General features: G+C 62.1%; 22 protein-coding genes. 12 read left to right on the top strand and 10 right to left on the bottom strand.

From position 1 onward, the window contains the following. Nucleotides 1-46 precede the first annotated feature (46 nt). Both mgtE and D3227_RS34290 read right to left on the bottom strand, forming a co-directional pair. Nucleotides 47-1,411 (bottom strand): magnesium transporter, encoded by a 1,365-nt coding sequence (mgtE, locus tag D3227_RS34295; protein WP_120018566.1) that lies wholly within the window; start codon nucleotides 1,409-1,411, stop codon nucleotides 47-49. A gap of 273 nt (nucleotides 1,412-1,684) precedes the next feature. Beyond that, complete coding sequence (locus D3227_RS34290; RefSeq protein WP_167480982.1) at nucleotides 1,685-3,583, bottom strand: ABC transporter ATP-binding protein/permease; 1,899 nt, start codon at nucleotides 3,581-3,583, stop codon at nucleotides 1,685-1,687. Between the two features lie 595 nt (nucleotides 3,584-4,178). On the opposite strand from D3227_RS34290, the gene D3227_RS34285 reads away from it, so the two are divergent. Next, the gene (locus tag D3227_RS34285; RefSeq protein ID WP_120018565.1) at nucleotides 4,179-4,613 is read left to right on the top strand and encodes a hypothetical protein; all 435 of its coding nucleotides are present in this window, start codon (nucleotides 4,179-4,181) and stop codon (nucleotides 4,611-4,613) included. A 1-nt stretch (nucleotide 4,614) separates the two neighbouring features. Here the strand turns inward: D3227_RS34285 and D3227_RS34280 are convergent, their stop codons facing one another. Continuing rightward, nucleotides 4,615-5,295 carry a DsbA family oxidoreductase gene (locus tag D3227_RS34280; RefSeq protein ID WP_120018581.1) on the bottom strand — a complete coding sequence of 227 codons (681 nt, stop codon included), beginning with the start codon at nucleotides 5,293-5,295 and terminating at the stop codon, nucleotides 4,615-4,617. A 23-nt stretch (nucleotides 5,296-5,318) separates the two neighbouring features. Further along, nucleotides 5,319-7,139 carry an extracellular solute-binding protein gene (locus D3227_RS34275; protein ID WP_120018564.1) on the bottom strand — a complete coding sequence of 607 codons (1,821 nt, stop codon included), beginning with the start codon at nucleotides 7,137-7,139 and terminating at the stop codon, nucleotides 5,319-5,321. Between the two features lie 290 nt (nucleotides 7,140-7,429). Here D3227_RS34275 and D3227_RS34270 point away from each other — a divergent pair, with 290 nt between their 5' ends. Then, entirely contained in the window at nucleotides 7,430-8,059 is a 630-nt protein-coding gene (locus tag D3227_RS34270; RefSeq protein ID WP_120018563.1) for an invasion associated locus B family protein, read from the top strand. 63 nt (nucleotides 8,060-8,122) lie between these two features. Here the strand turns inward: D3227_RS34270 and hspQ are convergent, their stop codons facing one another. Both hspQ and D3227_RS34260 read right to left on the bottom strand, forming a co-directional pair. Next, nucleotides 8,123-8,446 (bottom strand): heat shock protein HspQ, encoded by a 324-nt coding sequence (hspQ, locus tag D3227_RS34265; RefSeq protein ID WP_167480981.1) that lies wholly within the window; start codon nucleotides 8,444-8,446, stop codon nucleotides 8,123-8,125. Between the two features lie 321 nt (nucleotides 8,447-8,767). Next, on the bottom strand, nucleotides 8,768-9,979 hold the full coding sequence (locus D3227_RS34260; RefSeq protein WP_120018579.1) for a UbiH/UbiF family hydroxylase: 1,212 nt from the start codon (nucleotides 9,977-9,979) through the stop codon (nucleotides 8,768-8,770). Between the two features lie 102 nt (nucleotides 9,980-10,081). Here D3227_RS34260 and D3227_RS34255 point away from each other — a divergent pair, with 102 nt between their 5' ends. The 8 genes from D3227_RS34255 (at nucleotide 10,082) to D3227_RS34220 (ending at nucleotide 18,395) form a co-directional block, all read left to right on the top strand. Further along, a complete protein-coding gene (locus D3227_RS34255; RefSeq protein ID WP_120018580.1) occupies nucleotides 10,082-10,969 on the top strand; it encodes a DUF2182 domain-containing protein in 888 nt (295 codons plus the stop codon). Between the two features lie 16 nt (nucleotides 10,970-10,985). After that, nucleotides 10,986-11,600, top strand: coding sequence for a DUF1326 domain-containing protein (locus tag D3227_RS34250; protein ID WP_120018561.1), 615 nt, complete (start codon nucleotides 10,986-10,988; stop codon nucleotides 11,598-11,600). Beyond that, complete coding sequence (gene pcsA / locus D3227_RS34245; RefSeq protein ID WP_120018560.1) at nucleotides 11,597-12,439, top strand: phosphatidylcholine synthase; 843 nt, start codon at nucleotides 11,597-11,599, stop codon at nucleotides 12,437-12,439. The genes D3227_RS34250 and pcsA overlap by 4 nt, the downstream gene beginning before the upstream one ends. 39 nt (nucleotides 12,440-12,478) lie before the next feature. Then, nucleotides 12,479-13,456, top strand: a complete 978-nt coding sequence (locus tag D3227_RS34240; protein ID WP_120018559.1) for a quinone oxidoreductase family protein — start codon at nucleotides 12,479-12,481, stop codon at nucleotides 13,454-13,456. A 215-nt stretch (nucleotides 13,457-13,671) separates the two neighbouring features. After that, complete coding sequence (locus D3227_RS34235) at nucleotides 13,672-15,249, top strand: ABC transporter ATP-binding protein (protein ID WP_167480980.1); 1,578 nt, start codon at nucleotides 13,672-13,674, stop codon at nucleotides 15,247-15,249. Then, nucleotides 15,246-16,358: an ABC transporter permease gene (locus D3227_RS34230; protein WP_120018558.1), complete on the top strand. Its 1,113-nt coding sequence runs from the start codon at nucleotides 15,246-15,248 to the stop codon at nucleotides 16,356-16,358. The genes D3227_RS34235 and D3227_RS34230 overlap by 4 nt, the downstream gene beginning before the upstream one ends. Continuing rightward, complete coding sequence (locus tag D3227_RS34225) at nucleotides 16,358-17,278, top strand: ABC transporter permease (protein ID WP_120018557.1); 921 nt, start codon at nucleotides 16,358-16,360, stop codon at nucleotides 17,276-17,278. The genes D3227_RS34230 and D3227_RS34225 overlap by 1 nt, the downstream gene beginning before the upstream one ends. Nucleotides 17,279-17,327: 49 nt before the next feature. Further along, entirely contained in the window at nucleotides 17,328-18,395 is a 1,068-nt protein-coding gene (locus tag D3227_RS34220; RefSeq protein ID WP_120018556.1) for a BMP family ABC transporter substrate-binding protein, read from the top strand. A gap of 44 nt (nucleotides 18,396-18,439) precedes the next feature. On the opposite strand, the gene D3227_RS34215 is transcribed toward D3227_RS34220, so the two are convergent. Beyond that, complete coding sequence (locus D3227_RS34215) at nucleotides 18,440-19,540, bottom strand: acyltransferase family protein (protein ID WP_120018555.1); 1,101 nt, start codon at nucleotides 19,538-19,540, stop codon at nucleotides 18,440-18,442. 362 nt (nucleotides 19,541-19,902) lie between these two features. Here D3227_RS34215 and D3227_RS34210 point away from each other — a divergent pair, with 362 nt between their 5' ends. Beyond that, on the top strand, nucleotides 19,903-20,346 hold the full coding sequence (locus D3227_RS34210) for a hypothetical protein (protein ID WP_120018554.1): 444 nt from the start codon (nucleotides 19,903-19,905) through the stop codon (nucleotides 20,344-20,346). A gap of 159 nt (nucleotides 20,347-20,505) precedes the next feature. On the opposite strand, the gene rimO is transcribed toward D3227_RS34210, so the two are convergent. The 3 genes from rimO to D3227_RS34195 all read right to left on the bottom strand — a co-directional run bounded on the left by rimO (nucleotide 20,506) and on the right by D3227_RS34195 (nucleotide 23,292). Beyond that, nucleotides 20,506-21,822, bottom strand: coding sequence for a 30S ribosomal protein S12 methylthiotransferase RimO (gene rimO / locus D3227_RS34205; RefSeq protein ID WP_120018553.1), 1,317 nt, complete (start codon nucleotides 21,820-21,822; stop codon nucleotides 20,506-20,508). 185 nt (nucleotides 21,823-22,007) lie between these two features. Next, a complete protein-coding gene (locus tag D3227_RS34200) occupies nucleotides 22,008-22,694 on the bottom strand; it encodes a TerC family protein (protein ID WP_120018552.1) in 687 nt (228 codons plus the stop codon). A gap of 190 nt (nucleotides 22,695-22,884) precedes the next feature. Further along, nucleotides 22,885-23,292 (bottom strand): DUF930 domain-containing protein, encoded by a 408-nt coding sequence (locus tag D3227_RS34195; RefSeq protein ID WP_120018551.1) that lies wholly within the window; start codon nucleotides 23,290-23,292, stop codon nucleotides 22,885-22,887. A gap of 299 nt (nucleotides 23,293-23,591) precedes the next feature. Between D3227_RS34195 and D3227_RS34190 the strand changes: the two genes are divergently transcribed. After that, nucleotides 23,592-24,119, top strand: coding sequence for an OmpA family protein (locus D3227_RS34190; RefSeq protein WP_120018577.1), 528 nt, complete (start codon nucleotides 23,592-23,594; stop codon nucleotides 24,117-24,119). Nucleotides 24,120-24,338: the final 219 nt, after the last annotated feature.

The following is a 24,338-nucleotide window of genomic DNA, read 5'->3' as shown; positions in this document are numbered from 1 at the left end:
CAGAGAGCCATCGCGGCAACAGAATCGCCGCGATGGGAGTGCTCTGCTACAGCAGCGTGCCGTGCAGGATGACCAGCGCCACCGAGAAGTAGATCACCAGTCCGGTGACGTCGACCAGCGTGGCGACGAACGGCGCCGACGCGCTGGCGGGATCGAAGCCGATGCGTTTCAGCGCGAATGGCAGCATCGATCCCGACAGCGAGCCGAAGGTGACGATGCCGACCAGTGCTGCGCCGACGGTCGCCGCGATCAACTCCCAGTGCGGGCCGTAGTTGTAGAAGCCGAAATACTGCCACAGCGTGATGCGGCAGACGCCGACGACGCCGAGGATCGATCCCAGCACAAGGCCGGTCGGCAGTTCGCGCAAGGCGACCCGCCACCAATCGCCAAGGCCGATCTCGCGCAGCGCCAGCGCGCGGATGACCAGCGAAGTCGCCTGCGAACCGGAATTGCCGCCGGAGCTCATGATCAACGGGATGAACAGGGTGAGCACGATCGCCTTTTCCAGCTCGCCTTCGTAGCTCTGCATCGCGTTGGCGGTCAGCATCTCGCTGACGAACAGCGCGCAGAGCCAGCCGGCGCGCTTCTGGATCATGGCGAGGAAGCTCATCTTCATATAGGGCTCGTCGAGCGCCTCCATGCCGCCGAAACGATGCACGTCCTCGGTCGTCCCCTCGACCATCGTGTCGATGATGTCGTCGATGGTGACGATGCCGAGGATGTTGCCATGGTCCACGACCGGAACGGCAAGCAGGTCGTATTTGGAGATCAGCTGCGCCACTTTCTCGCTGTCTGTGAGCGGTGAAACCGTCACCGGCACGCGATCCAGCGCGACATCCATCACCAGGGCGTCCGGCTCGCCGGTGATCAGCCGGCGCAGGCCGGTCGAGCGCACCAGGACATGCGTCTCGGGATCGACGATGTAGATCGCGTAGATTGTCTCGCGCGTCCGCTCGACCTTGCGGATATAGTCCAGCGTGCGGCCCACGGTCCAGTCCGAGGGCACGCTGACGAACTCCGTCGTCATCAGGGACGCGGCGCTGCCTTCGGGATAGCCCAGAATGGCAAGCAGCATGGCGCGCAGCGGCGGCGCGAGTTCGACGAGCAGCTCGGAACGGGCCGGCTCTTCCAGCTCGCGCAGGATGTCGGCGGCACGGTCGACCGACATGGCGGTGAGCAGCTTGCCGGCCTTGGCGCGTGGCAGCGCCTCGACAAGCTCGGATGCGCCATCGAGCTCCGGCTGGTCGAAGATCTCGACCAGCCGCTCGAAGGGCACTTCGCAGAGAAGCTCGATTGCCGTTTCGCGCGGCTCGTGGTTGAGCGCCTCGACGACGTCGGCGACGTGATCGTTTGCAAGGATACGGGCGATGGCGACGGCCTCGTCGCCCGCTACGGGGAAAAGTTCGTTCATTGGTTCATTCCTTGCCGTCCGGCAGGACGTGAACCAGTCAGGTCACGTCTAGGCGGACGGCGGTTGCGTTCGACTACTGTCGCCAGGCATGGCGCGGTGACCTTTCTGCTCGCGGGTTCGGTTGGAATTCTGCGAGCCGGCGCAACTTAGGAGCGCGTCCTGCCGAGTCAATCGCGGCAACGGGCAAAAACGACACCGGAGAGGCGAGATCGCGAGACTGTGATCGCCGCGCGAGGTCGAGCTACCGCGGCTGATGCAGGCGTGGTGGTGGGGCTATTTCTGCTTCAGCCGGCGCGGGAAGCGCAGCCATTTGTCCTCTACCGGCCTTGGGACCGGCCTTGGCTGTGCGAGGATGGTCGTGAGCTCGAGCGGCAGGCTTGGAGCCAGCGGCTTCTTGGTGGCGACGCCATCCGAGATCGCGACCACGCTGTGGTAGAACTCGGCGCCGGACAGCGAGCGAGGCGGCGTGGCCTCGTGCATGACGCTGATCACCGTGACATCGGGGCAATTGTCCTTGATCGCCTGGTGGAAGGCGATCTTGCCTTCGGGATCGAGCGCGCCGGTTGCCTCGTCGAGAAACAGCAGCCCAGGCTGCTGCAGGATGATGCGGGCGACCACCAGCTTCTGCTTCTGGCCACCTGAAAGAACCTGGTCCCAGTTTTTCCCCTCGCGGCTTTCATCGGCCATGTGCTCGATGAAGTCGCCAAGGCCGGCCTTGTGCAAGGCCGATGCGACCTGCGCATCGCCATGATCTTGCTCGGAACCGGGCAGGCAGACCAGCTGCTTCAGCGTGACCTGCTGCAACTTGACCTCCTGGGCGGCATAGAAAGTCCTGATACCTTCCGGGAAGACGATGGTGCCGCGGCCATAGGGCCACAGGCCGTTGATCGCCTTGATCAGCGAGGTCTTGCCGCACCCCGATTCGCCTTTGAGAAAGGTCCATTCGCCACGCCGGAAACGCAGGTTCGCCGCGCTCAGGAACGGCGTTGCGTCCTCACCCTGATGCGCCAGTTCGAGCTTCTGGATGGTCAGGCCGAAAACCGGGTTCTGGCGGTCGTAGCGGAAGTCGGAACGGCCGGTCTGGCTGTAGAACTCCTGCGGCTGCTGGACGTTATCGATGGCGTTCGCCAGTTCGGTCACGCGCTGGCTGTTGGCCCGCAATGTCGCGATATTAGGCATGACATGGATGAACCACGAACATTGGCTGATCAGCGAATTGACCATTTCGGAGCCGGTAATGTAGCCCTTGAGATCGAAGCCGTTGTGGATGAACGGAACAAGGCCCGGCCCATAGGCGACAATGCGGGCACCAATGAAATTGTAGATCAGCTCGAACGAATTGTAGCTGGTGTTGACGATGTTAAGTCGCGCCCAGGTGCGGTCGATATCGACGTAGAGCCGGCTGTGCATCGTCTTTTGCACATTCTCGCCTTGCGAGGCGGCGACATGGAAACTGCGGCGCAGGAAGGTCGTCAGTTCGCCGCGATAGCTGCCTTCGGACTGCTGCATCCTGACGTTGAGACGTTCCAGCAGTCTGCCCAGTTTGACCGCGATCCAGGTGTTCAGCGGCACATAGGTGGCGACGGCCAGGAAAGCCAGAACCGCGCTGCCGTAGCTGCCGAGGAATTCCAGTCCTCTCACTTCCACCGAGGTCTCCAGCAGCTTCTGGCCGACGAAGTAGAGTGATGTGGCAACAGCCAGGACGCCCATGGCGAGGCCGATGGCGCCGCCGGTCATGTCCTTGATCGATTCCTGGATGCGCTGGTCGATGTTGTCGGGAGCCGCGTTGCCGGACGAACCATGCTGGGCGTGGAAATGCGTGTGATTGGTGTCGAGCAGCGCTTCGTTGAAGCGGCTGTCCAGCCATCCGCGCCATTTACGATGCAGCGTCGCCGAGACGAGGCTACGGATGCCGGTAAAGCCAGCATCCTTGAGGATGACCAACAAGACCAGGATGCCGGCGTTGGTCAGCAGCGACTTCAGTGGCGTGGTATTTGCGGCATCGTGGAAAAAAGCGATCGAATTGACCAGTTCACCCGATGCTTCGGCGAACCACACGCCCGATTTGCTGGACAGCGCCGTGAGCAATGCGATGACGAGGGTGAGTGTCCAGGCTTCCTTCCAGCGGTCGGAGAACCAGTAGGCCCGCATCAGCCCCCAGAAGCTGCGCATCGACGACACCGGCGTCAGGGGCGACGGCCTTGCGGTCTCGCTAGCTAGTTCTGCCGGTACTGTACGTTGCGGTCTGCCGACCCGAATCACGATCCCGCCCAAACCTTTTTTAGTTTTGTTACGGATAGTAACACCAATTGATCATTTTCTATTAATTTTCTCCGGGCGACTGTGAACACGCGCACGCAACGTTGCCATGAAGCAACAGGTTGGGCAGCGGAATCGGCACACGAAAAACGGATTATTGGTATTTATTCCAATAGGTTGAGCGGCTTTGGCGGCGGCGTTCTTTACCTTCCCTTAGGGAAGCTTTTCACACGTTTTTGTGAACCCTTTCGCCTTGCCAGCCGGCCAATTTTCCGACGAAGGGCTGACCAACAGGCGTCCAAATCGGCTGTCCCCGACCACACCGGGCGTGCCGTCGTGATCGCTCGCGGCCAGCGGCAGATGCATCGATTCGCCTCGGCCGAAGAGTCCCGGGAGCCTCTCGGGCGACTCGCCAGACCCAGTTTCGCAGGGGCACGCCAAACCGCGTTTGACAACGCAGCCGTCCGGATCGAACCTGATCCGCACATTTGGCTTTGGGGGTCTTCCCATGTCTGCACGAACATTTTCAGTCGCGATGCTTGCGGCCTTCGCCTGGCTGCCTCTGGCGCATGCCGGCAGCCAGACCATTCCGGCGAGCGCCGAAGGCCAGATCGAGTTCAACGCACCTTCGGGCAATATCGGCTGCATCTACACGCCAAAGGGCGGCACCAGCACCTACCAGCCGCAGGATGGCGGGCCGGAGCTGAGTTGCTCGCGCGTCGAGCCGAGCTACGTCACCGTCATTCTTGGGCCGAAGGGACCGGCGACGCTGATCAAGAACCCCGGCGAGCAGGGCTGCTGCAGCGACGTAGCCAAGCTTGCCTACGGGAACAGCTGGAAGAAGGGGCCGTTCTCCTGCCAGTCATCGACCAAGGGGCTTACCTGCAGCAACAGCAACGGCCATGGCTTCTTCGTAAGCAAGGCCAAGGTGACGGTGAAGTAGGCTAGCCTGCCGTTTCCAGTTCGCCTCGCGCCTTGGCCGCCGCGACCTGGCGGATGGCGTCGGCAAGCGTGTCGGCGTCCTGCGCACCCATCACCGCATATTTGCCTTCGAGCAGGAAGCACGGCACGCCGGTGATGCCCATGCGCGAAGCAGTGGTGATTTCGGTGCGCACCGCCTCGACATCGGCGTCGGTCGGCAGCAGCGTTTCGACCACGGAGGCGTCCATGCCGGCTTCGTGTGCGGCTTCGACCAGCACGCCACGGTCACCGAGATTGGCGCCTTCCTCGAAATTCAACTGGAACAGGCGGCGCACCAGCCGGTTCTGCACGGCATCGCCGGCGGCACCTGCCCAGCGGATGACGCGGTGGGCGTCGAGCGTGTTGGGCGCCACCTTGATGGCTTCGAAGGCGAATTGGATCCCTTCGGCCTCGCCGAGCGGCTCAATGCGGGCATGGATCTCACGGATGCGCTCTTCGCTGCCGAACTTGGCCATCATGTAGGCGCGGCGATCCTTGCCTTCGGGCGGGATGGTCGGGTCGAGCTGGAACGGCCGCCAACGCACATTGACGTCGATGTCGCCGGCAGCAGTGATCGCCTTGTCGAGCCGCTTCTGGCCGATGAAGCACCACGGGCAGACGACATCGGACACAACATCGACCGTGATCGAGTTCCCGTCGCTCATCCTCATCTCCTGTCCGGAAGGATTCAGTTCGCCTTGCGCCACCAGGTCGGCAGTTGATAACCGAATATGGGCGTCTTTTGCGGATGTTCCAGATAATTCCAGTAGGCAATCCACTGCTGGTCGTTGTGCTGCATCGGCACCAGGTAGTTGCCCGAGATCAGCAACCGGTCGAGAACGCGCACCGCCGCGACATAGTCTTCCTTCGAACGCGCCCTCAGCATCGCATCGATCGCAGCGTCCACGGCCGGGTCGGAGACGCCGGCGAGGTTGAACGAGCCTTCAGCCTTGGCGGCGGAAGAGCCCCAGCGCCCGATCTGCTCGATGCCCGGCGACAGCGAGTTGTTGAAGCCGCTCGAGCCGATCAGCACCTCGAAATCGAAGCGCTGCTTGCGCGACTGGATCTGGTCGCCGTCAAGGCTGCGGATGGTGACGTTGATGCCGATCTTCTCCAGCGTGCGCTGGTAGATCGCGGCGAGGCGTTCTTCATCTTGCGATGAAGTCATGATCTCGAAACCGAAGGGTTTTCCCTCGGGGTCGAGCATAGTCCCGTCCTTGACGCTGTAGCCCGCGCCCTTCAGCAGGTCGAACGCCGCCTTTAACTCCTTGCGGTCCTGGCCCGACCCGTCGGTGACCGGCGGCCGCCAGCTGCCGTCCATGACGTCGGCCGGCACGCGGCCGGGGTAGGGCGCCAGCAGCGCCTTCTCCCTGTCGTCGGCGGGATGGCCGAGCGCGGAAAGCTCGGAATTCTGCCAGTAGCTCGTGGTGCGGTTGTATTTGCCGCCGAACAGATTCTTGTTGGCCCATTCGAAGTCGTAGAGCATGCCCAGCGCGCGCCGCACGACCGGATTGGAAAATTTCTGCAGCCTGGTGTTGAACAGGAAGCCGGTCACCACAGGCGGGATGCCGGTGTCGAAGGTTTCGGCCACCACGTCGCCCTTGCGAAAGGCCGGAAAGTCCATGTCGCGCTCGCGCTTGACCGGATCGGTCTCGTCGTCGATGGCGCAGATGCCTTTCTTGAAGGCCTCGGTCTTGGCGTTGGCGTTCAAGAAATATTCGATGGTGATCTGGTCGTAATTGTCGAAGCCGCGCTTGGCGGGGACATCCTTGCCCCAATAGTCGGGGTTGCGCTTGAACACGATGCGCTGGCCGGGCTGAACCTTGTCGACGGTGTACGGTCCGCTGCCGATCACCGGCTTCAGCGTGGTCCTGTCGAACGTTTCCTTGTCGAAGGCGTGCTTCGGGATGATCGGCGTCAGCGCGATGATCAGCGGAAACTCGCGATCGGCCTTGTCGTTGAAGGTGAAACGCACGCTGTGGTCGCCGGTCTTTTCGAGCTTGGCGATCTTGGCCATGCGATCGCTGTAGGGCGGGCGCCCCTTGTCGGTGAAGACGTCGTAGGTAAACAGCACATCCTCCGGCGTCACCGGCTGGCCGTCCGACCATTTTGCATACGGGTTGAGATGGAATTCGATAGACTTGCGCTCCGGATCCATGTCGGCACTGTCGGCGAGCAGGCCGTAGAGGCTGAAGGCCTCATCAAAATTGCGCTGCATCAACGGCTCGAAGACCAGATTGCCGAAGATCGTGTCCATCATGCCGCGCGCCGTGGTGCGCAGGCTTTTCAGGATGAACGGGTTGAGATTGTCGAAGCTGCCGACGACGCAATAGGTGATGCTGCCGCCCTTCGGCGCATCGGGATTGACGTAGTTGAAATGCTGATAGTCGGCCGGCAGCGCCGGCTCGCCCTGCATTGCGATGGCATGCCTCGGTTCCGACGCGGCCGGCCGGAGGGAAACGGTCAGAAACGAGATCGCGGCGATCAGCCAAACGAGAACGCGGCCCATGACCGACTCCTTGCAGGCGGCTTTGTGATTCGCTGTGCACCCTAGAGCATTTCAAGCAGGGATTGAATCGCTCTGCGGGAGAAGAGTTCGGCCTGCGGTGACGACCCTTGGCGAAGGACCTGAGCGCGGCATCTTCGCACCAAGAATCGCGGAGAACGGGCTGGATTCGGCATCGCCGGCAGTGTAACACGCGCACCGAAGTCATGCTGTTGCCTCATTTCGGCAACAGGTAGCTGGACCACGCGGCACGAAGCGGCCGGTTCCGGGATCATTGAGAGGAAGTACACCATATGAAGAGCCTGAACAGCAACGCATACCGCCTTTCGGTCATGGCCGCAGGCGTGGTCGGCTTTCTGGGCGCTGAGCTTCCCGCTGCTTCGGCACAGCAGCAACAGCAGATTCCGCAAGGCTGGTTCAAGGCCTGCACCAAGCAGGAAGATGTCGATATCTGCAACGTCCAGAACATTGTTACCGCCGGCAACGGCCAGCTGGTTACCGGCGTCAGCCTGATCGAGCTCAAAGGCAAGGTGAATCGCAAGGTGTTCCAGGTGACGGTTCCGACCGGCCGTCTGGTGCCTCCCGGCATCGGCCTGCAGATCGACACCGGCAAGGCGCAGAAGCTCGACTATGTGATCTGCTTCCCCGACCGCTGCGTGGCCGAAGTGCCGCTCACCGACCAGCTCGTCTCGTCCTTCAAGAAGGGCCAGGCGATAACGCTCACCTCGGTCAATTTCCAGAACCAGCCCAACCCGATCAAGGTTGCGCTGACCGGCTTCAGCGGCGCCTATGACGGCCCGGCGCTGCAGCAGTCTGACATCGAAGACCGGCAGAAAAAGCTGCAGGACTTCGTGACCAAGAACAACCAGGACTTCGCCAAGAAGCTCAAGGAAGAGCAGGACAAGGCGAAAGCCGCCAACTGATCACCGGGGCTTTCCCGGGCCATGAAAAAAGCGGGGCATGCCCCGCTTTTTATTGCCCCCGCGTCAGTGCCGCGACTGGCGTTTCGGCTGGTAGCGGCCGTCGGGCCGCTTGTCGAACATCTCGCCGATCTGCGGATGCCGGACCGGTTCGCCCGACTGGTCCTCGAGCAGGTTCTGCTCGGACACATAGGCGATGTATTCCGTCTCCGAGTTTTCGGCCAACAGATGGTAGAAAGGCTGGTCCTTGCGCGGCCGCACGTCGGCCGGGATCGCCTCGTACCATTCCTCAGTGTTGGCGAATTGCGGATCGACATCGAAGATCACGCCGCGGAACGGAAACAGCCGGTGGCGGACCACCTGTCCGATCGAGAATTTGGCCGTTTTCATCGTACTCACCACTTAAGTCTCTAAAGCAATTCCAGGAAAAGTGCGTAGCGGTTTTCCGTCCGGAATTGCGTAGAACAAATACCTAGAGCGGGTCGGCGACCCTATCAAAAGCTGGACCGCTCTAAGTGACGCGAAGACGCCCTAAGACCTTGAATCTACACATCCCGCCATCAAAATCGAGCCCGACTTTAGGGTGGGTGCCTATTTGGCGCAGACGCCCGGTCAATTCAATCCCGAAGCGCTTGACGCCTTGTCAAGCAACGGACCAGCCGGCAAAGAGGTTTCGGAACGGGCAAGAATGTCCGATGCCTTCGGTCTGATTTACCGGCGGACCTGTTTCCTCAGGCCTCCGGCCAGCGCCTGAAAGCCGCTGCCGGGCCGCAGCCCCTCACGCATGAAGAAGGCGCGCAGCGGTGCGAAGCTGCCAAGCACGCTGAGGCCGGCGCTGCGCGCCATCTGCGCCGGCAGCATGTCCGACAGCAGCGACCTGTTGAGCAGATTGACCGCGCCGCTACGCGCCAATATGTCGGGTCGCCGCCTGGAATCATAGGCCGCAAGGCTCATTCTGGAGCCTGGATCGGATCGATTTTCGCAAGCGATTCCAATCAGGTCGTCGATATCCCTGATACCGAGATTGAGACCTTGGGCGCCGATCGGCGGGAAAACATGCGCGGCTTCACCGACCAGCGCGACGCGGTTCTGCGCGAAACGCCCGGGGGACGCCGCCGACAGAGGGTAGACCTGCCGGCCAGGCTCAACGGACACCCGGCCCAGCATCGACTGCATCTGCTCTTCGACGCGCTGCGAAAGCGTGTCGTCATCGAGTGCCGCAAGCTCTTTCGCCGTCTCCGGTTTCACCACCCAGACAAGGCTGGAGCGGCTACCGGGCAGGGGAACCTGCGTGAACGGACCGGTTTCGGTGTGGAATTCGGTCGAGGTGAAGGCATGCTCGCTGCGATGGCCGAAATTGAGGACGAGCGCTGCCTGCGGATAGGGTCGCACGGAGGCCGGGATGCCTGCCGCCTCGCGCGCCGGCGACAGACGGCCGTCGGCGGCAACCGCCAGCGATGCCGAAACCTCGCTGCCATCAGCCAATGTCGCATGGGCATGGCCGGCGTCGAGGCGCCAGCTCTCCACCATTAACTTCCGCCAATCGATGTCGGAATGCGCGGCAACCGCCTTGGCAAGCGCGGGAAGGAGGGCGCTGTTGGGCAGGTTCAGGCCGAACTGCTCCTCCCCGATTTCCGTCGCGCGGAAGGTGACTGTCGGGCTGCGGATCAGTCGGCCGGTTGCATCAACGATGCGCATCACCTTCAGCGGGGCCGCCTTCGGTCTGAGATCGGCAAGCACGCCCAGCCGCTCGAGCACGGCGAGGGCAGGGTTCATCAGCGCGGTGGTGCGCCCATCGGAAGCGCCAGCTTCCGGGCCGACCAGGGTCACCGGAAAGCCTGCTTCGGCAAAGCCGAGTGCGGCGATCAGCCCGGCCGGGCCGCTGCCGGCAACCAGTATCCGTCCTGTTTCCTGATGGTCCAATTTCGGCTTCCGGATCGCAATTGAGGCCCAACCGGCCGCCAATCTGTATAGGCCCGATCATGCGGCTTGATCAACGCGGCGATTCGGCCCATTTCGGTTGCCATGAGCGACGACTTCAGCCATCTCGACCGGGCCGGCCGCGCCACGGCAAGCGTCGCGCGCAATCCCCGGCTGATGGTGACCGTCAGCGTCGGTATAGGCATCGTCATTGCCTGGGCCATTCTTGGCGCTATGGCGATCCGCGGCGCCGAAACCCGCCTTGCCGGCGCCGATGCGCCCGGCGATACAGTGCTCAGATATCTGCCGCGGCTGCCGCTGCCGGATTTTCTCGACCGGTTCTTCGCGCTTTGCCTCGCGCCTGCGCCGCTTGCCGGAGCAACAGGGATCCAGGCGCTGGCGCTGATAGTGATGTGGTTCCTGATGGCCGTGGCGACGATGCTGCCTTCGGCGGCACCCATGATCCGTACCTATTGCGAGATCGCCGACACAGCGCGGATCAAGGGCGAGCCGGTCGTCCACCCGCTTGTTCTGGTCGCCGGCTACCTCGGCACATGGCTGGTTGCGTCGGCGCTGTTTGCCGCGCTGACGCTGGGCGTTCACGCATTCGCCGCGTCCGGGCAGATGCTCGATCCGGCGGTTGGAATTGCCGGCGCGCTCGCCTTGCTGATTGCCGGCCTCTACCAGTTCAGCGGCCTGAAGGAAGCCTGCCTGACAAAGTGCCGGAACCCGTTCTCGGTCCTGTTTGCGAACTGGAGCGCAAAACCCTTGCGCATCTTCAGGCTCGGCATGGAGCAAGGCGTCTGGTGCCTTGGCTGCTGCTGGGCGCTGATGTTGGTGATGTTCGCCGTGGGCGCCATGAACATCTTCTGGATGGCGCTGATCGGCCTGTTCACCCTGATCGAAAAACAGACAACAGGCAGGATGCCAAGCCGGGTTGCCGGTGCGATACTGCTTGTGTGGGCAACCGCGCTGCTATTAGTCTCGGACTGAGGGGGGAGAGAGTTCGATGAACGACCGAGGCTGGGCAATGAAGGGAGAGCTCGTACTCTCCTGCAATTGCACGGTTTTTTGTCCTTGCGTGTTGTCTCTCGGCGGCCATCCGCCGACTGAGGGCTATTGCCAGACCTGGGCGGGATTCCGCATCGACGCCGGCCATTTCGGCGAGGTCGACCTCTCCGGCCTCAATCTCGGGCTGATCATGGAAATCCCCGGCTATATGAGCCGCGGCAACTGGACGGCCGGCCTGTTCATCGACAAGCGCGCCTCGGTCTACGCGGTCAAGGCGCTGACCAAGATCTTCACCGGCAAGGCCGGCGGAACCACCTCGCTGCTCTCCATCCTCGTCGGAAAGTTCCTCGGCGTCGAACAGGTGCCGATCACCTATGAGACGCGTGACAAGACGCGCATCTTCCAGATACCGAAGATCATCGACGGGGCGGTGACGCCGGTTCCCGGCAAGGATCGCGAGAAGGACACGGTGATCAGCAATTCCGAATACTGGATCGCGCCGGAAATCATCGTCGCGAAGTCCGACAAGAGCAAGATGCGGGCTTTCGGCCGCAACTGGAACTTTGCCGGCCGCTCGGCCGAAATCTGCAAACTGGACTGGCGGGGCCCGTGAGCAAGAACACATCGGCAAGGAAAGCGGCCAAGAAAATCGCAGACCGAATTCCGCGGCCGAAAAAGAAAGTCACCTGGCCCCAGGCGCGCGCGTTTTCGGTCCATCTGTTGACGGCGTCGGGCTCGTTCCTGGCCTTCCTGTCCTTGGTCGCGGCAAGCGAGCAGCGCTGGACGGCGATGTTCTGGTGGCTCGGCCTGGCACTGTTCGTCGATGGCATCGACGGGCCGATCGCCAGGAAGCTCGAGGTCAAGGAAATCCTGCCGACCTGGTCGGGCGAAATGCTCGACAACATCATCGACTATGTCACCTATGTGCTGATCCCGGCCTTCGCGCTCTACCAGCGCGGCTTTATGGGCGAAAAGCTGTCGTTCCTGTCGGCAGCCATCATCGTCGTATCCAGCGCCATCTACTACGCCGACACCGGCATGAAGACGAAGGAGAATTTCTTCAAGGGATTTCCGGTCGTCTGGAACATGGTGGTGTTCACGCTGTTCGTCATCGAACCGGGGCAATGGGTTTCCTTCGGCGTGGTGGTGGCGGCCGGCATTCTCACCTTCGTGCCGATCAACTTCATCCATCCGGTGCGCGTGGTGCGGCTGCGGCCGATCAATCTCGGCATGACGCTGCTGTGGTGCGCCTTCGGCGCGCTGGCGCTGGCGCAGGCCGCGCTCGCCGCCTTCTACGACCAGATCGGCGTGCTCGGCGAACAGGTCAGCGACTTCACCAAAATCGGCATCACCGTGACCGGACTTTACCTCGCAAGCATCGGCGCTATCATGCAGTTCTTTCCAAATCTCGGCGCCAAGCCCGGCGCCGGAGAGACTGACCCCAAAGACTGACAGCCGCCCCAGGCGAGCCGTCCCAAGAGAGACCAATCGATGCCCAAAGCAGTCCGTATCCACGCCCATGGCGGTCCGGAGGTTATGACATATGAGGACGCCGATCCGGGGCAACCCGGCGCGGGACAGATCCTGGTCAGGCACACCGCGATCGGACTCAATTTCATCGACGTCTACCATCGCTCGGGCCTCTATCCGCCGCCCGGCGGCTTTCCGCTGATCCCAGGCGGCGAGGCGGCCGGCGAGGTGCTGGAAGTCGGTGCAGACGTCGACTGGCTGAAGCCAGGCGATCGCGTCGCCTATGCCGTTAATGTCGGCGCCTATGCCGAACAGCGCGTCATTGCCGCCGACCGCGTCGTGAAAGTGCCAGACGGCATCAGCGACGAGCAGTCCGCGGCCATGATGCTCAAGGGCATGACGGCCCAGTACCTGCTGCGCCGTACCTTCAAGGTGAAGGCCGGCGACACAATCCTGTTCCATGCCGCCGCCGGCGGTGTCGGCCTGATCCTGGGACAATGGGCCAAGCATCTCGGTGCGACGGTGATCGGCACCGCCAGTTCCACCGACAAGATCGAACTCGCAAAGGCGCATGGCTTCGATCATGTCATCAACTACAAGGAGCAGGACTTCGTCGCCGGCGTTGCCGCCATAACCGGTGGCAAGAAATGCGATGTTGTCTACGATTCCGTCGGCAACGATACATTTCCGGCCTCGCTCGACTGCCTGAGGCCGCTCGGCACGTTCGTCAGCTTCGGCCAGTCGTCCGGGCCGATCCCGCCGTTCTCGATGTCGCTGCTGGCGCAGAAGGGTTCGCTGTTCGCCACAAGGCCGACACTGTTCGTCTACAATGCCAAGCGCGAGGACCTTGAAGCCTCTGCCGCGGCATTGTTCGACGTCGTGCTCAGCGGAGCGGTCGAGATCAGGATCAACCAGCGCTATTCGCTGAAGGACGCAGGCAGGGCGCACTCCGACCTGGAAGGGCGCAGGACGACGGGCACGACCATTCTCGTTCCCTGACAGAATGTCGTGGTTTTCAGTGCTCCAAGGCCGCGACAGGCGCTAGTCGTCCCGAAGAGCCGGCCGCCGTCTTCCTCGACTTTGCGGGGTACTTTTTTACTGCTTGAGTTTCCGCTGAAATTCTTGAAGCTCTTTCAAGTCGTGTGCCGCTTTCCGACGAGAGGCGGCAGCGCATACCATGCTTGCGGGAACACAGAACATATCTGGCAAACCAGATGGGAGGCACTGTGAGTGCAAATCATGACGGCACGACCCTGCTTGAGGTTCGTGGACTGACCAAGATATTCGGCACGCTTACGGCGTGCGACCATGTCGATCTCAACATCGCCAAGGGTGAGATCCACGCGTTGCTCGGCGAAAACGGCGCCGGCAAGTCGACGCTAGTCAAGATGCTGTTTGGCTCGCTCGAGCCAAACTCGGGCGAGATCTTCTGGAATGGCCAGGCGGTTAGGATCGCCAGTCCGGGCGCCGCCAAGAAACTCGGCATCGGCATGGTTTTCCAGCATTTTTCGCTGTTCGAGGCGTTGACGGCGGCCGAGAACATCGCGCTGTCGCTGGACGACGGCTCGCCGATCAGCAGCATTGCCGCTAAAGCGAGGGCGCTTTCCTATAGCTACGGCCTGCCGCTCGACCCGGAATCGCTGGTTGGCGACCTCTCGGTCGGCGAACGCCAGCGCATCGAGATCATCCGCTGCCTGCTGCAGACGCCGCAGCTCGTCATCCTCGACGAACCGACCTCCGTGCTGACGCCGCAGGAGGCCGACAAGCTGTTCGAAACGCTCGAGCGGCTGCGCTCGGAAGGCAAATCCATCCTCTACATTTCGCACCGGCTGGAAGAGGTGAAGCGCATCTGCGACCGCGCCACCGTGCTGCGTCACGGCAAGGTCGTTGGCCACTGCAATCCGCGCCAGGAGACCGCGTCGTCGCTGGCCCGCATGATGGTCGGCAACGAGGTGAAGGCTGTGGTGCGTGCCCCGGCAGAAGGCATCGAGACCGCGCCGGCACTGCTCGATATCCGTGCGCTGACCCGCAAGCCGGCAACGCCGTTCTCGATCCCGCTCAAGAACATCAATCTCAGCGTGCGCGCCGGCGAGGTGATCGGCATCGCAGGTGTGGCCGGCAACGGCCAGGGCGAATTCTTCGAATCCGTCTCCGGCGAGGTGCTGCAGCAGGACGCCGCCTCGGTGCGCATTCGCGGCAAGGACGCCGGCGGCCTCACCATCACCGGCCGGCGGCTGATGGGCGCTGCTTTTGTGCCCGAAGAGCGGCTTGGCCATGGTGCGGCACCGCGCATGAAGCTTTCGGAAAACCTGCTTCTGTCGCGCCACGCCACCGACGGCAAGGCCTTTGTCGGTCCCGGCGGCATGGTCAAAAGCGCTGCGGTCTACGCTGCTGCCCAACGCATCATCGAAGCGATGGACGTTCGCAAGAGCGCGCCGGATCCGGAAGCCGCGGCACTTTCCGGCGGCAATCTGCAGAAATTCATCGTCGGCCGCGAGCTCGACCGCAGGCCGAGCGTGATGGTGGTCAACCAGCCGACCTGGGGCGTCGACGCCGGTGCGGCCGCGCATATCCGCCAGACCCTGATCGAACTGGCGCGCAGCGGCTCGGCGGTGCTGGTGATTAGCCAGGACCTCGATGAACTGTTCGAAATTTCGGACGCCATTGCGGTCATGCACAATGGCCAATTGTCCAAGCCGCTGCCGATCGCCGAAGCCACATTCGAGAAGATCGGACTGCTGATGGGCGGTGCCGAACCCGGCCACGCCGAACACACGCTGGAGACGGCATGATGCGCCTCGAACTCGTCAAACGCCCGCAGCGCTCGATGCTGTTTTCGGCGCTGTCGCCCTTCCTCGCCTTCGGGCTGACCATCATCGCCGGCGCCATCATGTTCGCGCTGCTCGGCGTCAATCCGTTGAGCGCGTTTCGGATCTACTTCATCGAGCCGATCAGCCAGGTCTGGCAACTGCATGAGCTGGCGATCAAGGCAGCACCCTTGATCCTGATCGCGGTCGGTCTGTCGGTTTGCTACAAGGCCAATATCTGGAACATCGGCGCCGAGGGCCAGTTCATCCTGGGCGCCATTGTCGGCTCGATGATCCCGGTGCTGTTTCCCGAGTTCGAGGGACCGCTGGTGCTGCCGCTGATGTTGTTGTTTGGCATGGTCGGCGGCGCTGCCTATGCGGCAATCCCGGCTTTGCTCAAGACGCGCTTTGGCACCAACGAGATCCTGACCAGCCTGATGCTGGTCTATGTCGCGCAGCTATTCCTCGACTGGCTGGTGCGCGGTCCCTGGCGCGATCCGCAGGGCCATGGCTTCCCGCAGACCGTTCAGTTCAACGACTCGGCTATCCTGCCGGAATTGATGCCGGATGCCGGCCGCGCCAACTGGGGCTTCGTCTTCGCGCTGGTCGCGGCGGTGGCGATCTGGATCCTGATGAGCCGCATGCTGAAGGGTTTCGAGGTCCGCGTGCTCGGCTCGAGCCCCAGGGCAGGGCGCTTCGCCGGCTTCGGCCTCAACCGCATGGTTTTCTTCGCCTTCCTGCTGTCGGGTGCGCTGGCCGGACTTGCCGGCATCTCGGAAGTCTCCGGCGCCATCGGCCAGCTGCAGCCGGTCATTTCACCCGGCTACGGCTTCACCGCCATCATCGTCGCCTTCCTCGGCCGGCTCAATCCGCTCGGCATCGTCGCCGCGGGCCTGGTGCTGGCGCTGACCTATCTCGGTGGCGAGGCGGTGCAGAGCGCGCTCGGCATCTCCGACAAAGTGGCGCGTGTGTTCCAGGGCATGCTTTTGTTCTTCGTGCTCGGCTGCGACACGCTCATTCACTACCGCATTCGTCTGATCGGATTGGCCGCGCCGAAACTAGAGGCCGCGCCGAAGTTGAAGGAAGCCCGCTGATGGACATCACCGTCAACATCCTTTTGACCATCGCCACGGCGGCCACGCCGCTGCTGATCGCAGCGATCGGCGAACTGGTAGTCGAACGCTCCGGCGTGCTCAATCTCGGCGTCGAAGGCATGATGATCATGGGTGCGGTCGGCGGCTTTGGCGCCGGCTACCTCACCGGATCGCCATGGATCGGGCTGCTCGCGGCGGTCGCCATGGGCGCCGTGTTCTCGCTGCTGTTTGCCGTCATGACGCTGTCTTTAGCCACCAACCAGGTGGCGACCGGCCTGTCGCTGACGCTGCTCGGCCTCGGACTGTCCGGCATGATGGGAACCAGCTTCGTCGGCCAGCCCGGCGAGCGACTGCCCAACCTCGACATTCCCGGCCTGACGTCAATCCCGGTCATCGGCAGGCTGCTGTTTGGCCAGGACCCGATCTTCTACATCTCGATCGCGCTGACCGCCGCCGTCATGTGGTTCCTGTTCAAGACCCGCACCGGACTGACGCTCCGCTCGATCGGCGACAGCCACACGTCGGCGCATGCGCTTGGCATCAAGGTCATCCGCTACCGCTATCTCGCAGTGATCTTCGGCGGCGCCTGCGCCGGCCTTGCCGGCGGCCACTTGTCGCTGGTCTACACACCGCAATGGGTTGAGAACATGGCCGCTGGACGCGGCTGGATCGCGCTGGCCCTGGTCGTCTTCGCCTCCTGGCGGCCATGGCGGGTGCTGGCCGGCGCCTACATCTTCGGCGCCGTCTGGATCGGCCAGCTTCATGCACAGGCTTTCGGCATTCCGGTGCCTTCGCAACTGCTTTCTTCGCTGCCCTATCTGGCAACTGTCGTGGTTCTCGTTCTAATCTCGCGCAACAAGCGTCTGACGATGATGAACACGCCGGCTTCCTTGGGGCAGCCATTCGTTCCGGATCGTTGACAATAACAAAGACGGGAAGCTCCAAGGCTTAACTCAGAGAGGTAACACAATGAAAAAACTGCTTATTGCCCTGATGACCACGACTGCCGCCATGTCGCTGGCGGTAACCGCCGAGGCCGCGGACAAGTTCAAGGCCTGCTGGGTTTATACCGGCCCGATCGGCGACTTCGGCTATTCCTACCAGCATGACCAAGGCCGCCTCGAAGTGGAGAAGGCGCTCGGTGACAAGGTCGAGACCGCCTATCTCGAGAACGTCTCGGAAGGTCCCGATGCCGACCGCGCTTTCGAGCGCCTGGCGCGCGAAGGCTGCAAGCTTATCTTCGGCACCTCCTTCGGCTTCATGGATCCGGAAGTGAAGGTTGCCAAGAAATTCCCCAAGGTGATGTTCGAGCACGCCACCGGCTACAAGACCGGCGACAATCTCGGCATCTACAATGCGCGCTTCTACGAAGGCCGCTATGTGCTCGGCCAGATCGCCGCCAAGGAATCGAAGGCCGGTGTAGCCGGCTACATCGTTTCCTTCCCGATCCCCGAAGTGGTAATGGGCATCAACTCCTTCATGCTCGGCGCGCAGTCGATCAACCCGAACTTTAAGGCCAAGATCGTCTGGGTCAATTCCTGGTTCGATCCCGGCAAGGAAGCCGACGCCGCCAAGGCGCTGTTCGACCAGGGTGCCGACATCATTGTCCAGCACACCGATTCCACCGCCGCCCTGCAAGTGGCCGAAGAGCGTGGCCTACATGGCTTTGGCCAGTCTTCGGACATGATCAAGTTCGCGCCCAAGGCGCAGCTGACCTCGCTCACCGACGATTGGGGTCCGTACTACATCAGCCGGGTCCAGGCCGCGCTCGACGGCACCTGGAAGCCGGGCAATGTCTGGCTGGGCATCAAGGACGGCGCCGTCAAGCTGGCTCCATTCACCAACATGCCCGACGACGTGAAGGCGATGGCCGAGGCGACCACGAAGAAGATCGCCGACGGCTGGAACCCCTTCACCGGGCCGATCGCTAAGCAGGACGGCACGCCGTGGCTGAAGGACGGCGAAGTCGCCGATGACGGTACGCTGCTCGGCATGAATTTCTACGTCAAGGGCGTCGACGACAAGCTGCCGCAGTAAGCATCGGAAAAATCAAACAAAAAGGGCGCCGCGAGGCGCCCTTTTTATTCGGCGGCTTGCGCAGAGGCGCGACGAAATCGCGCCAGCGTAACCTCAACCGCGCGGCCAAGCCAGGTCATGAGCATGCGTTGGACCGGCCGCTCGACATAGCGCCAGATCGCCCATGAAACAAAGAGCATGAGTGCAACGCAGCCAAAAGCGGCGGCCCATTTGCCGACCAGTGGTCCGGCGGCATTGATCGCGAGATAGCCGATGTTTTGATGCAGAAGGTAGAGCGGATAGGTCAACCCGCCCAGCGCCAGCGTCAGCGCGGATGGCTGGACATGGCTGCGCAGCAGAACGCCGCAGATCAGCATGGCATGCATCGCGAAATTGGCGATCACGAGATGGGGCTGCGAAACGGCAAGGCCATATTCGTTCAGCATCCAGTCCCGAGTCACCGATACCGTGCCGCAGGATAGCAGGAAGGAGGCTGCGAGCAGCAGCAGGGCTACCTGTGAACGACCATGCGCATGGATATGGTGGACCAGCACGCCGGCGGCGAAGAACGGGCCGAACTCGGTGATCAACAGCATCCTTATTGCGCGACTACCGATGAAGAACTCGTTCAACGCCGAGATTGCCAGCCAGATGAAGATCAACTGCAGCTTGCGTTTCTGGAAGACGCCCGTGAACAGAGCGAGCGTCACCCATCCATAGAACACCAGTTCAAGGACGATCGACCAGTAGACGCCGTCCATGAACGGCTGGCCGAAGGCCGGCGCAAACATGGACAGATTGGCTGCATATTGCGCGAAGGAGATTGAAAACAGAGGGGCACCGACCGAGGCGACGACGATGAAGGTGATCGTCATGCAAGTGAGGAAGCCCGGATAGAGACGCACAAAGCGCGCCATCGCAAACTGCTCCCAGTTGCGGCCTTCCGCCGACCAGGCGATGACGAAGCCACTGATCAGAAAGAACAGATTGACGCCAAGATAGCCGTAGATGGCGAGTGTCGCTACCAGCGGATAGCCCTCGACGAGAGCGCCGCCGGAGGCCGCGCCGCGAAAGAAATAGTGGAAGATGACGACAGCCTGCGCCGCCGCCAGCCTCAGCAGGTCCAGCGTCGCGATATAGTCCTGCCGCGCCGGTTTGACGTGCATGCGAACCCCCGCATTGACAGTTTGAAACCATTAATGCGGATCGCGGCTGAATGGGTTAAGGCGCCGAAACTATCGCCGGTTGCAGTAAATGCGGCGAGGTTGAAACGACGTCAGACAGCCGAGCCGTAGAGGTCGCAGGCGTCGCGCGGTCGATCTTGAAGGATCGCTCGACGGTCTTTCGCCAAGTGTTTGAGGCCCGCCTGGCGCCGGCCGTTTTTGTGCGTTCCATGTCTTCGCGCCCCAGGCGCAATGACACGGCTCCGTGACCGCCTTCACATACTTCAATGGCTTTTGCTTCCATGCTGATTACGCGGCCCGGATTAAATCGGCCGGCGTGACAAGCGTCAGCAGGGGGAAGTCTCATGCAATTGAACAAAAAACTCTTAGCGATCATCGGGAAACGCATTCCCGCCATCTACGACGTCATCCCGCGCGGACCACAGGGGCGGCTTGTGCAAATCGCACTCAATCCTCAGCCGCTCCCGCCTCACGAACTGGGCGCCGCGATCGCCGACGAATTCGTCCGCTGCGCGTGGTTCGCCGAGCGAGGCGGGCTCGATATGCAAGCGTTGTTGAGCGACCTTGACGATTGGTGCCCGACGCGACAGAAGATACCGAAGCTTCCCCCGTGGTGGGGGCCATTTCCAGATCCGGAGCCGCGACCCGATTGGTTCGTGGACTATCATTTAGGATTTGCCGCACGCCTGTCGGTAGTCGCGGCCGAGTCGACGGGCTTGCGACTGGACAAGACCCTCGATCAGGTGATCGATCGGTCCCTGGCTGCAATCGAGGCGGTGAAGCTCTGACGAAACGCAACACAGACTACCGAGGGGTGTGCCAAAAATCTGAAGGCGCCGGGGAGGCGCCCTTTCGGCGGCTTCCGGCCTCGCAGGGAAGTGGTGAACCGCACCGGCCCACCGTAGATCCTGATCCGGATTCATATTGCCGGTTCGAAAATGTTGATTCTAAACCGCCGAGCCATAGAGGTCATAGGCATCGGCTCGGTCGATCTTGACGGTGACGAGGTCGCCGGCGCGCAGCGGACGGCGCGACTGGATATGCACCGAACCGTCGATCTCCGGCGCATCGTATTTGGTGCGGCCCTTGGCAGACGTGCCATGCGCCTCATCGATCAGCACCGGCAGGCGCTTGCCGACCTTCTTGGCGAGCTGCGTCGCCGAGATCTTCTGCTGGCGCTGCATGAAGCGGTGCCAGCGCGCTTCCTTGATCTCTTGCGGCACCTGTTCGAGGCCGAGATCGTTGGAGCGCGCGCCCCTGACCGGCTCGTATTTGAAACAGCCGGCACGGTCGATCTTGGCCTCGTCCAGCCAGTCGAGCAGCATCTCGAAATCCTCGTCCGTCTCGCCGGGAAAGCCGACGATGAAGGTCGAGCGTATGGCGAGATCCGGGCAGACCTCGCGCCAGCCGCGAATGCGCTCCAGCGTCTTTTCGCCGTGTGCCGGCCGGCGCATGTTCTTCAGCACCTGCGGCGAGGCGTGCTGGAACGGAATGTCCAGATAAGGAAGGATTTTTCCCTCGGCCATCAGCGGGATGACGTCAGCGACATGCGGGTAGGGGTAGACATAGTGCATGCGCACCCAGATGCCGAACTTGCCGAGTTCCTCCGATAGGTCCAGGAACTTCGCCCGCACCTCGCGGTCGCCGAACATGCTGGTCTGGTACTTGATGTCGATACCGTAGGCGCTGGTGTCCTGCGAGATGACGAGAATCTCCTTGACGCCTGCCTTGGCCAACTTCTCGGCCTCGCGCAGCACGTCGGCCGCCGGGCGCGAGACGAGATCGCCACGTAGTGCGGGAATGATGCAGAAGGTGCAGCGATTGTTGCAGCCCTCCGAAATTTTCAGATAGGCGTAGTGGCGCGGCGTCAGCTTGACACCCTGCGGCGGCAGAAGATCGATATAGGGGTCGTGGCTCGGAGGTGCCGCCTCGTGCACCGCCGCCATCACGCTCTCATAGGCCTGCGGCCCGGTGATGGCGAGGACATTGGGGTGCTTTTCGCGGATGACATCGGGCTCGGCGCCGAGGCAACCGGTGACGATGACCCGTCCATTTTCCGACAGCGCGGAACCGATGGCGTTGAGCGACTCGTCGCGAGCCGAATCGAGGAAGCCGCAGGTGTTGACGACGACGAGATCGGCGCCGTCATGCTTGCGCGCGATCTCGTAACCTTCGGCGCGCAGGCGCGTGATGATGCGTTCCGAATCCACCAAGGCTTTCGGGCATCCAAGACTGACGAAACTGACGCGGGGGGCTGCGGACATTTGCGGTTTCCAATGGACGCGGGCCGGAAACCCTGAGGTCCGGCCCGGAAGTCCCAATACATATCGATCTTTTGGGCTCTCGCGGGAGCCTGATTTGCGCGGCGCAATAGCACAGTTCCGCAGTCAAGCAAACCGGCGAACGGCTTTGCACGATGCGAGCCGACCGCCCTGCAGGGCGACCAGGCTCAATGGTGGCTCGGTCCGAACCAGGGCGCCAGGAACGCAAACTGTTCGGGGAACTGCTGCACGGCACCATCCAGAAACATCTTCACCGCGACGTAGAGGATGATCAGGAGGCCGATATAGGCAATCCAGCGGTACTTATGCAGGAGCCTTGCGACAAACGAAGCGGCGAAGCCCATGAGTGCAATCGACAGCGCCAGGCCGATGATCAGCACCGTCGGATGGTCCATTGCCGCCCCTGCGACTGCAAGGACGTTGTCGAGCGACATTGAAACGTCGGCAATGACGATCTGCCACGCCGCCTGGGCGAAGGTCTTGCGCGGTCCCTTGCTGCCAATCATTCCGTCCTTGTCGTAGTCGACATTGGACAGCGATTCCGTCGCATCATGTTCCTGCTCGTGGGTGACACGCAGCTCGCGCCACATCTTCCAGCACACCCAAAGTAGCAGCAAACCGCCGGCGATGAGGAGCATGGGGCCGATGGCGAGCAGCCACTGCGTGATCAGGGCAAAGAAGATGCGAAGCACGGTGGCCGCCGCGATGCCGACGAGAATCGCCTTCTTGCGCTGGTCGGAGGGAAGGCCGGCTGCGGCAAGGCCGATAACGATAGCGTTATCGCCGGCAAGTACGAGGTCGATGGCGATGACCTGGAGCAGGGCCGAGAGGCCTGCGGCGGTGAAAATTTCCATCGGCTGGAGGCCCTTTGCTGTTCGCCGAGTGTCGGTCGTCGAATATCCAGACGCCCTAACTTGTATGGTTCGTGCGCGTCAAGGGATTGCAGGAGACAATGTCGAACGCCTGCCTTGATACAAGGCAGGCAGCACTGTCGCCGAAGGCCGCCAAAGGCCCGCAAATGCCGGGAAACGGGCTTAGAGAATTCTAGTCGTAGAGGTTGTACTTCGTCCAATCGGACTGCGGAATTTCGTCGCCGATGCGGTAGCGGAGCTGCAGCACCTGCATATGGTCCGGCGCGGTCTGGCACTTGAATTTCAGCCGATACCACTGGCCCTTGCTGCGAAAGGCAGCCCCTGGGCTTCTGATTGCGTCGGTGCCCATTTCCGGGGTCGCGAAGGCGTAGGCGACGACGCGATCCGCCTTGAACTTGCGGTCGTCGTGGGAAATCCGGTCCAGCACCTCTGCATCGCAACGCTGTTCGAGCCGGGTCTGTGGATCGAGTTTCAGCAGGCCGGCGCGTAGCGCGCTATCCATCGCGCTGGCCGGCCACGCCAGCATCATGGACGCCAGCACCATAAGGCAGAGCTTTTTCATGGGCGCGACAAGCAGCATATTTCGTCCGAGAAATCAACCAAGCGCGATCGCAAGCTTTGCCTCGAAACCATCGGGGAAGCAGGCGCGGAACGGCCTGACGGCAGGCGTCAAGTTCAACTCGCCTGCCAATTCCGCATGGTGTATATTCGCCTCCAACACCTTCGCAGAAGGCGCTTGTTCGCGGGCAAGGATGATCTCCCGCTACAGCGTCTGGCCAGTCGCCACAGGGTGATTTGGATGTGAGATTGATCACATCTCACGCGCAACAGATGCGAGATGATGCGCTCCGATCCGTGACGTCAGCACTGGAGGCGGCAATGCGGGCAAAAATTTCGATCTTCATTCTGGCGGCAGCGCTGGCGGCGTCGAGTTCGTCGCTTGCCGACCCGGTCCAGTCGTCGGAAGACATCATCAAGTTTTTCGCCAAGACGTCCGATCTGGGCGCGTCGCGTGGAATATGCGTTGGCGCCCAGGATCAATGCGAGAGCAAGACCGAAGCGCCGGCGGCAAGCGGTCTCGATATGTTGATCAATTTCAACCTGAATTCCGCCGAGCTGTTGCCTGAAGCACGCGCCAAACTCGGCGAATTCGCCAAGGCGCTGAAAGACAACCGCCTGAAGACACACAATTTCGTCGTTGAAGGCTATACCGACGCTTCGGGCGCGCCGGCCTACAACGATCGCCTGTCGGAGCGGCGGGCTCAGTCGGTGACGGCATTCCTTTTGTCGAGCGGAATAGAGCCGGCACGCGTCAAGGCAGTCGGCCTTGGCGCGACCAATCCGCGCGTTCCCGACCCCTACGACCCGGTCAACCGCAGGGTCGAAATGCGGCTAAGCGTGCAATAGGCGATAGGACCGCTGGCGTTCGCCGGCCGATGCCTGCCAAATGGCAGGCTTGGGTTCTCTAGAGCGGTTCAGGCATTGACAGAATCGGAGGGGATTCCCGTTTTGGCTGATTTGTGATTCAAGATGCTGGCTGGATCGGAGGCCAGCATCGGATGACGCGACCTCTTTCGAATGATCTTCGTGAGCGTGTTGTTGTGGCGATCGAGGCCGGCGAAAGCT

It is taken from the genome of Mesorhizobium waimense, assembly GCF_003601975.1.
In the GTDB taxonomy this organism is placed as follows: Bacteria; Pseudomonadota; Alphaproteobacteria; order Rhizobiales; family Rhizobiaceae; genus Mesorhizobium; species Mesorhizobium waimense.
This window is presented reverse-complemented; position numbering and strand designations above follow the sequence as displayed.

Coding starts and splice junctions, on each gene's coding strand:
- hspQ (WP_167480981.1), bottom strand. CDS start 8,446: ATGAAAACGGCCAAATTCTCGATCGGACAGGTGGTCCGCCACCGGCTG.
- rimO (WP_120018553.1), bottom strand. CDS start 21,822: ATGTCCGCAGCCCCCCGCGTCAGTTTCGTCAGTCTTGGATGCCCGAAA.
- D3227_RS34270 (WP_120018563.1), top strand. CDS start 7,430: ATGAAGAGCCTGAACAGCAACGCATACCGCCTTTCGGTCATGGCCGCA.
- D3227_RS34285 (WP_120018565.1), top strand. CDS start 4,179: ATGTCTGCACGAACATTTTCAGTCGCGATGCTTGCGGCCTTCGCCTGG.
- D3227_RS34210 (WP_120018554.1), top strand. CDS start 19,903: ATGCAATTGAACAAAAAACTCTTAGCGATCATCGGGAAACGCATTCCC.
- D3227_RS34225 (WP_120018557.1), top strand. CDS start 16,358: ATGGACATCACCGTCAACATCCTTTTGACCATCGCCACGGCGGCCACG.
- mgtE (WP_120018566.1), bottom strand. CDS start 1,411: ATGAACGAACTTTTCCCCGTAGCGGGCGACGAGGCCGTCGCCATCGCC.
- D3227_RS34220 (WP_120018556.1), top strand. CDS start 17,328: ATGAAAAAACTGCTTATTGCCCTGATGACCACGACTGCCGCCATGTCG.
- D3227_RS34290 (WP_167480982.1), bottom strand. CDS start 3,583: ATGCGCAGCTTCTGGGGGCTGATGCGGGCCTACTGGTTCTCCGACCGC.
- D3227_RS34190 (WP_120018577.1), top strand. CDS start 23,592: ATGCGGGCAAAAATTTCGATCTTCATTCTGGCGGCAGCGCTGGCGGCG.
- D3227_RS34195 (WP_120018551.1), bottom strand. CDS start 23,292: ATGCTGCTTGTCGCGCCCATGAAAAAGCTCTGCCTTATGGTGCTGGCG.
- D3227_RS34280 (WP_120018581.1), bottom strand. CDS start 5,295: ATGAGCGACGGGAACTCGATCACGGTCGATGTTGTGTCCGATGTCGTC.
- D3227_RS34200 (WP_120018552.1), bottom strand. CDS start 22,694: ATGGAAATTTTCACCGCCGCAGGCCTCTCGGCCCTGCTCCAGGTCATC.
- D3227_RS34250 (WP_120018561.1), top strand. CDS start 10,986: ATGAACGACCGAGGCTGGGCAATGAAGGGAGAGCTCGTACTCTCCTGC.
- D3227_RS34235 (WP_167480980.1), top strand. CDS start 13,672: ATGGGAGGCACTGTGAGTGCAAATCATGACGGCACGACCCTGCTTGAG.
- D3227_RS34275 (WP_120018564.1), bottom strand. CDS start 7,139: ATGGGCCGCGTTCTCGTTTGGCTGATCGCCGCGATCTCGTTTCTGACC.
- D3227_RS34215 (WP_120018555.1), bottom strand. CDS start 19,540: ATGCACGTCAAACCGGCGCGGCAGGACTATATCGCGACGCTGGACCTG.
- D3227_RS34255 (WP_120018580.1), top strand. CDS start 10,082: ATGAGCGACGACTTCAGCCATCTCGACCGGGCCGGCCGCGCCACGGCA.
- D3227_RS34230 (WP_120018558.1), top strand. CDS start 15,246: ATGATGCGCCTCGAACTCGTCAAACGCCCGCAGCGCTCGATGCTGTTT.
- D3227_RS34240 (WP_120018559.1), top strand. CDS start 12,479: ATGCCCAAAGCAGTCCGTATCCACGCCCATGGCGGTCCGGAGGTTATG.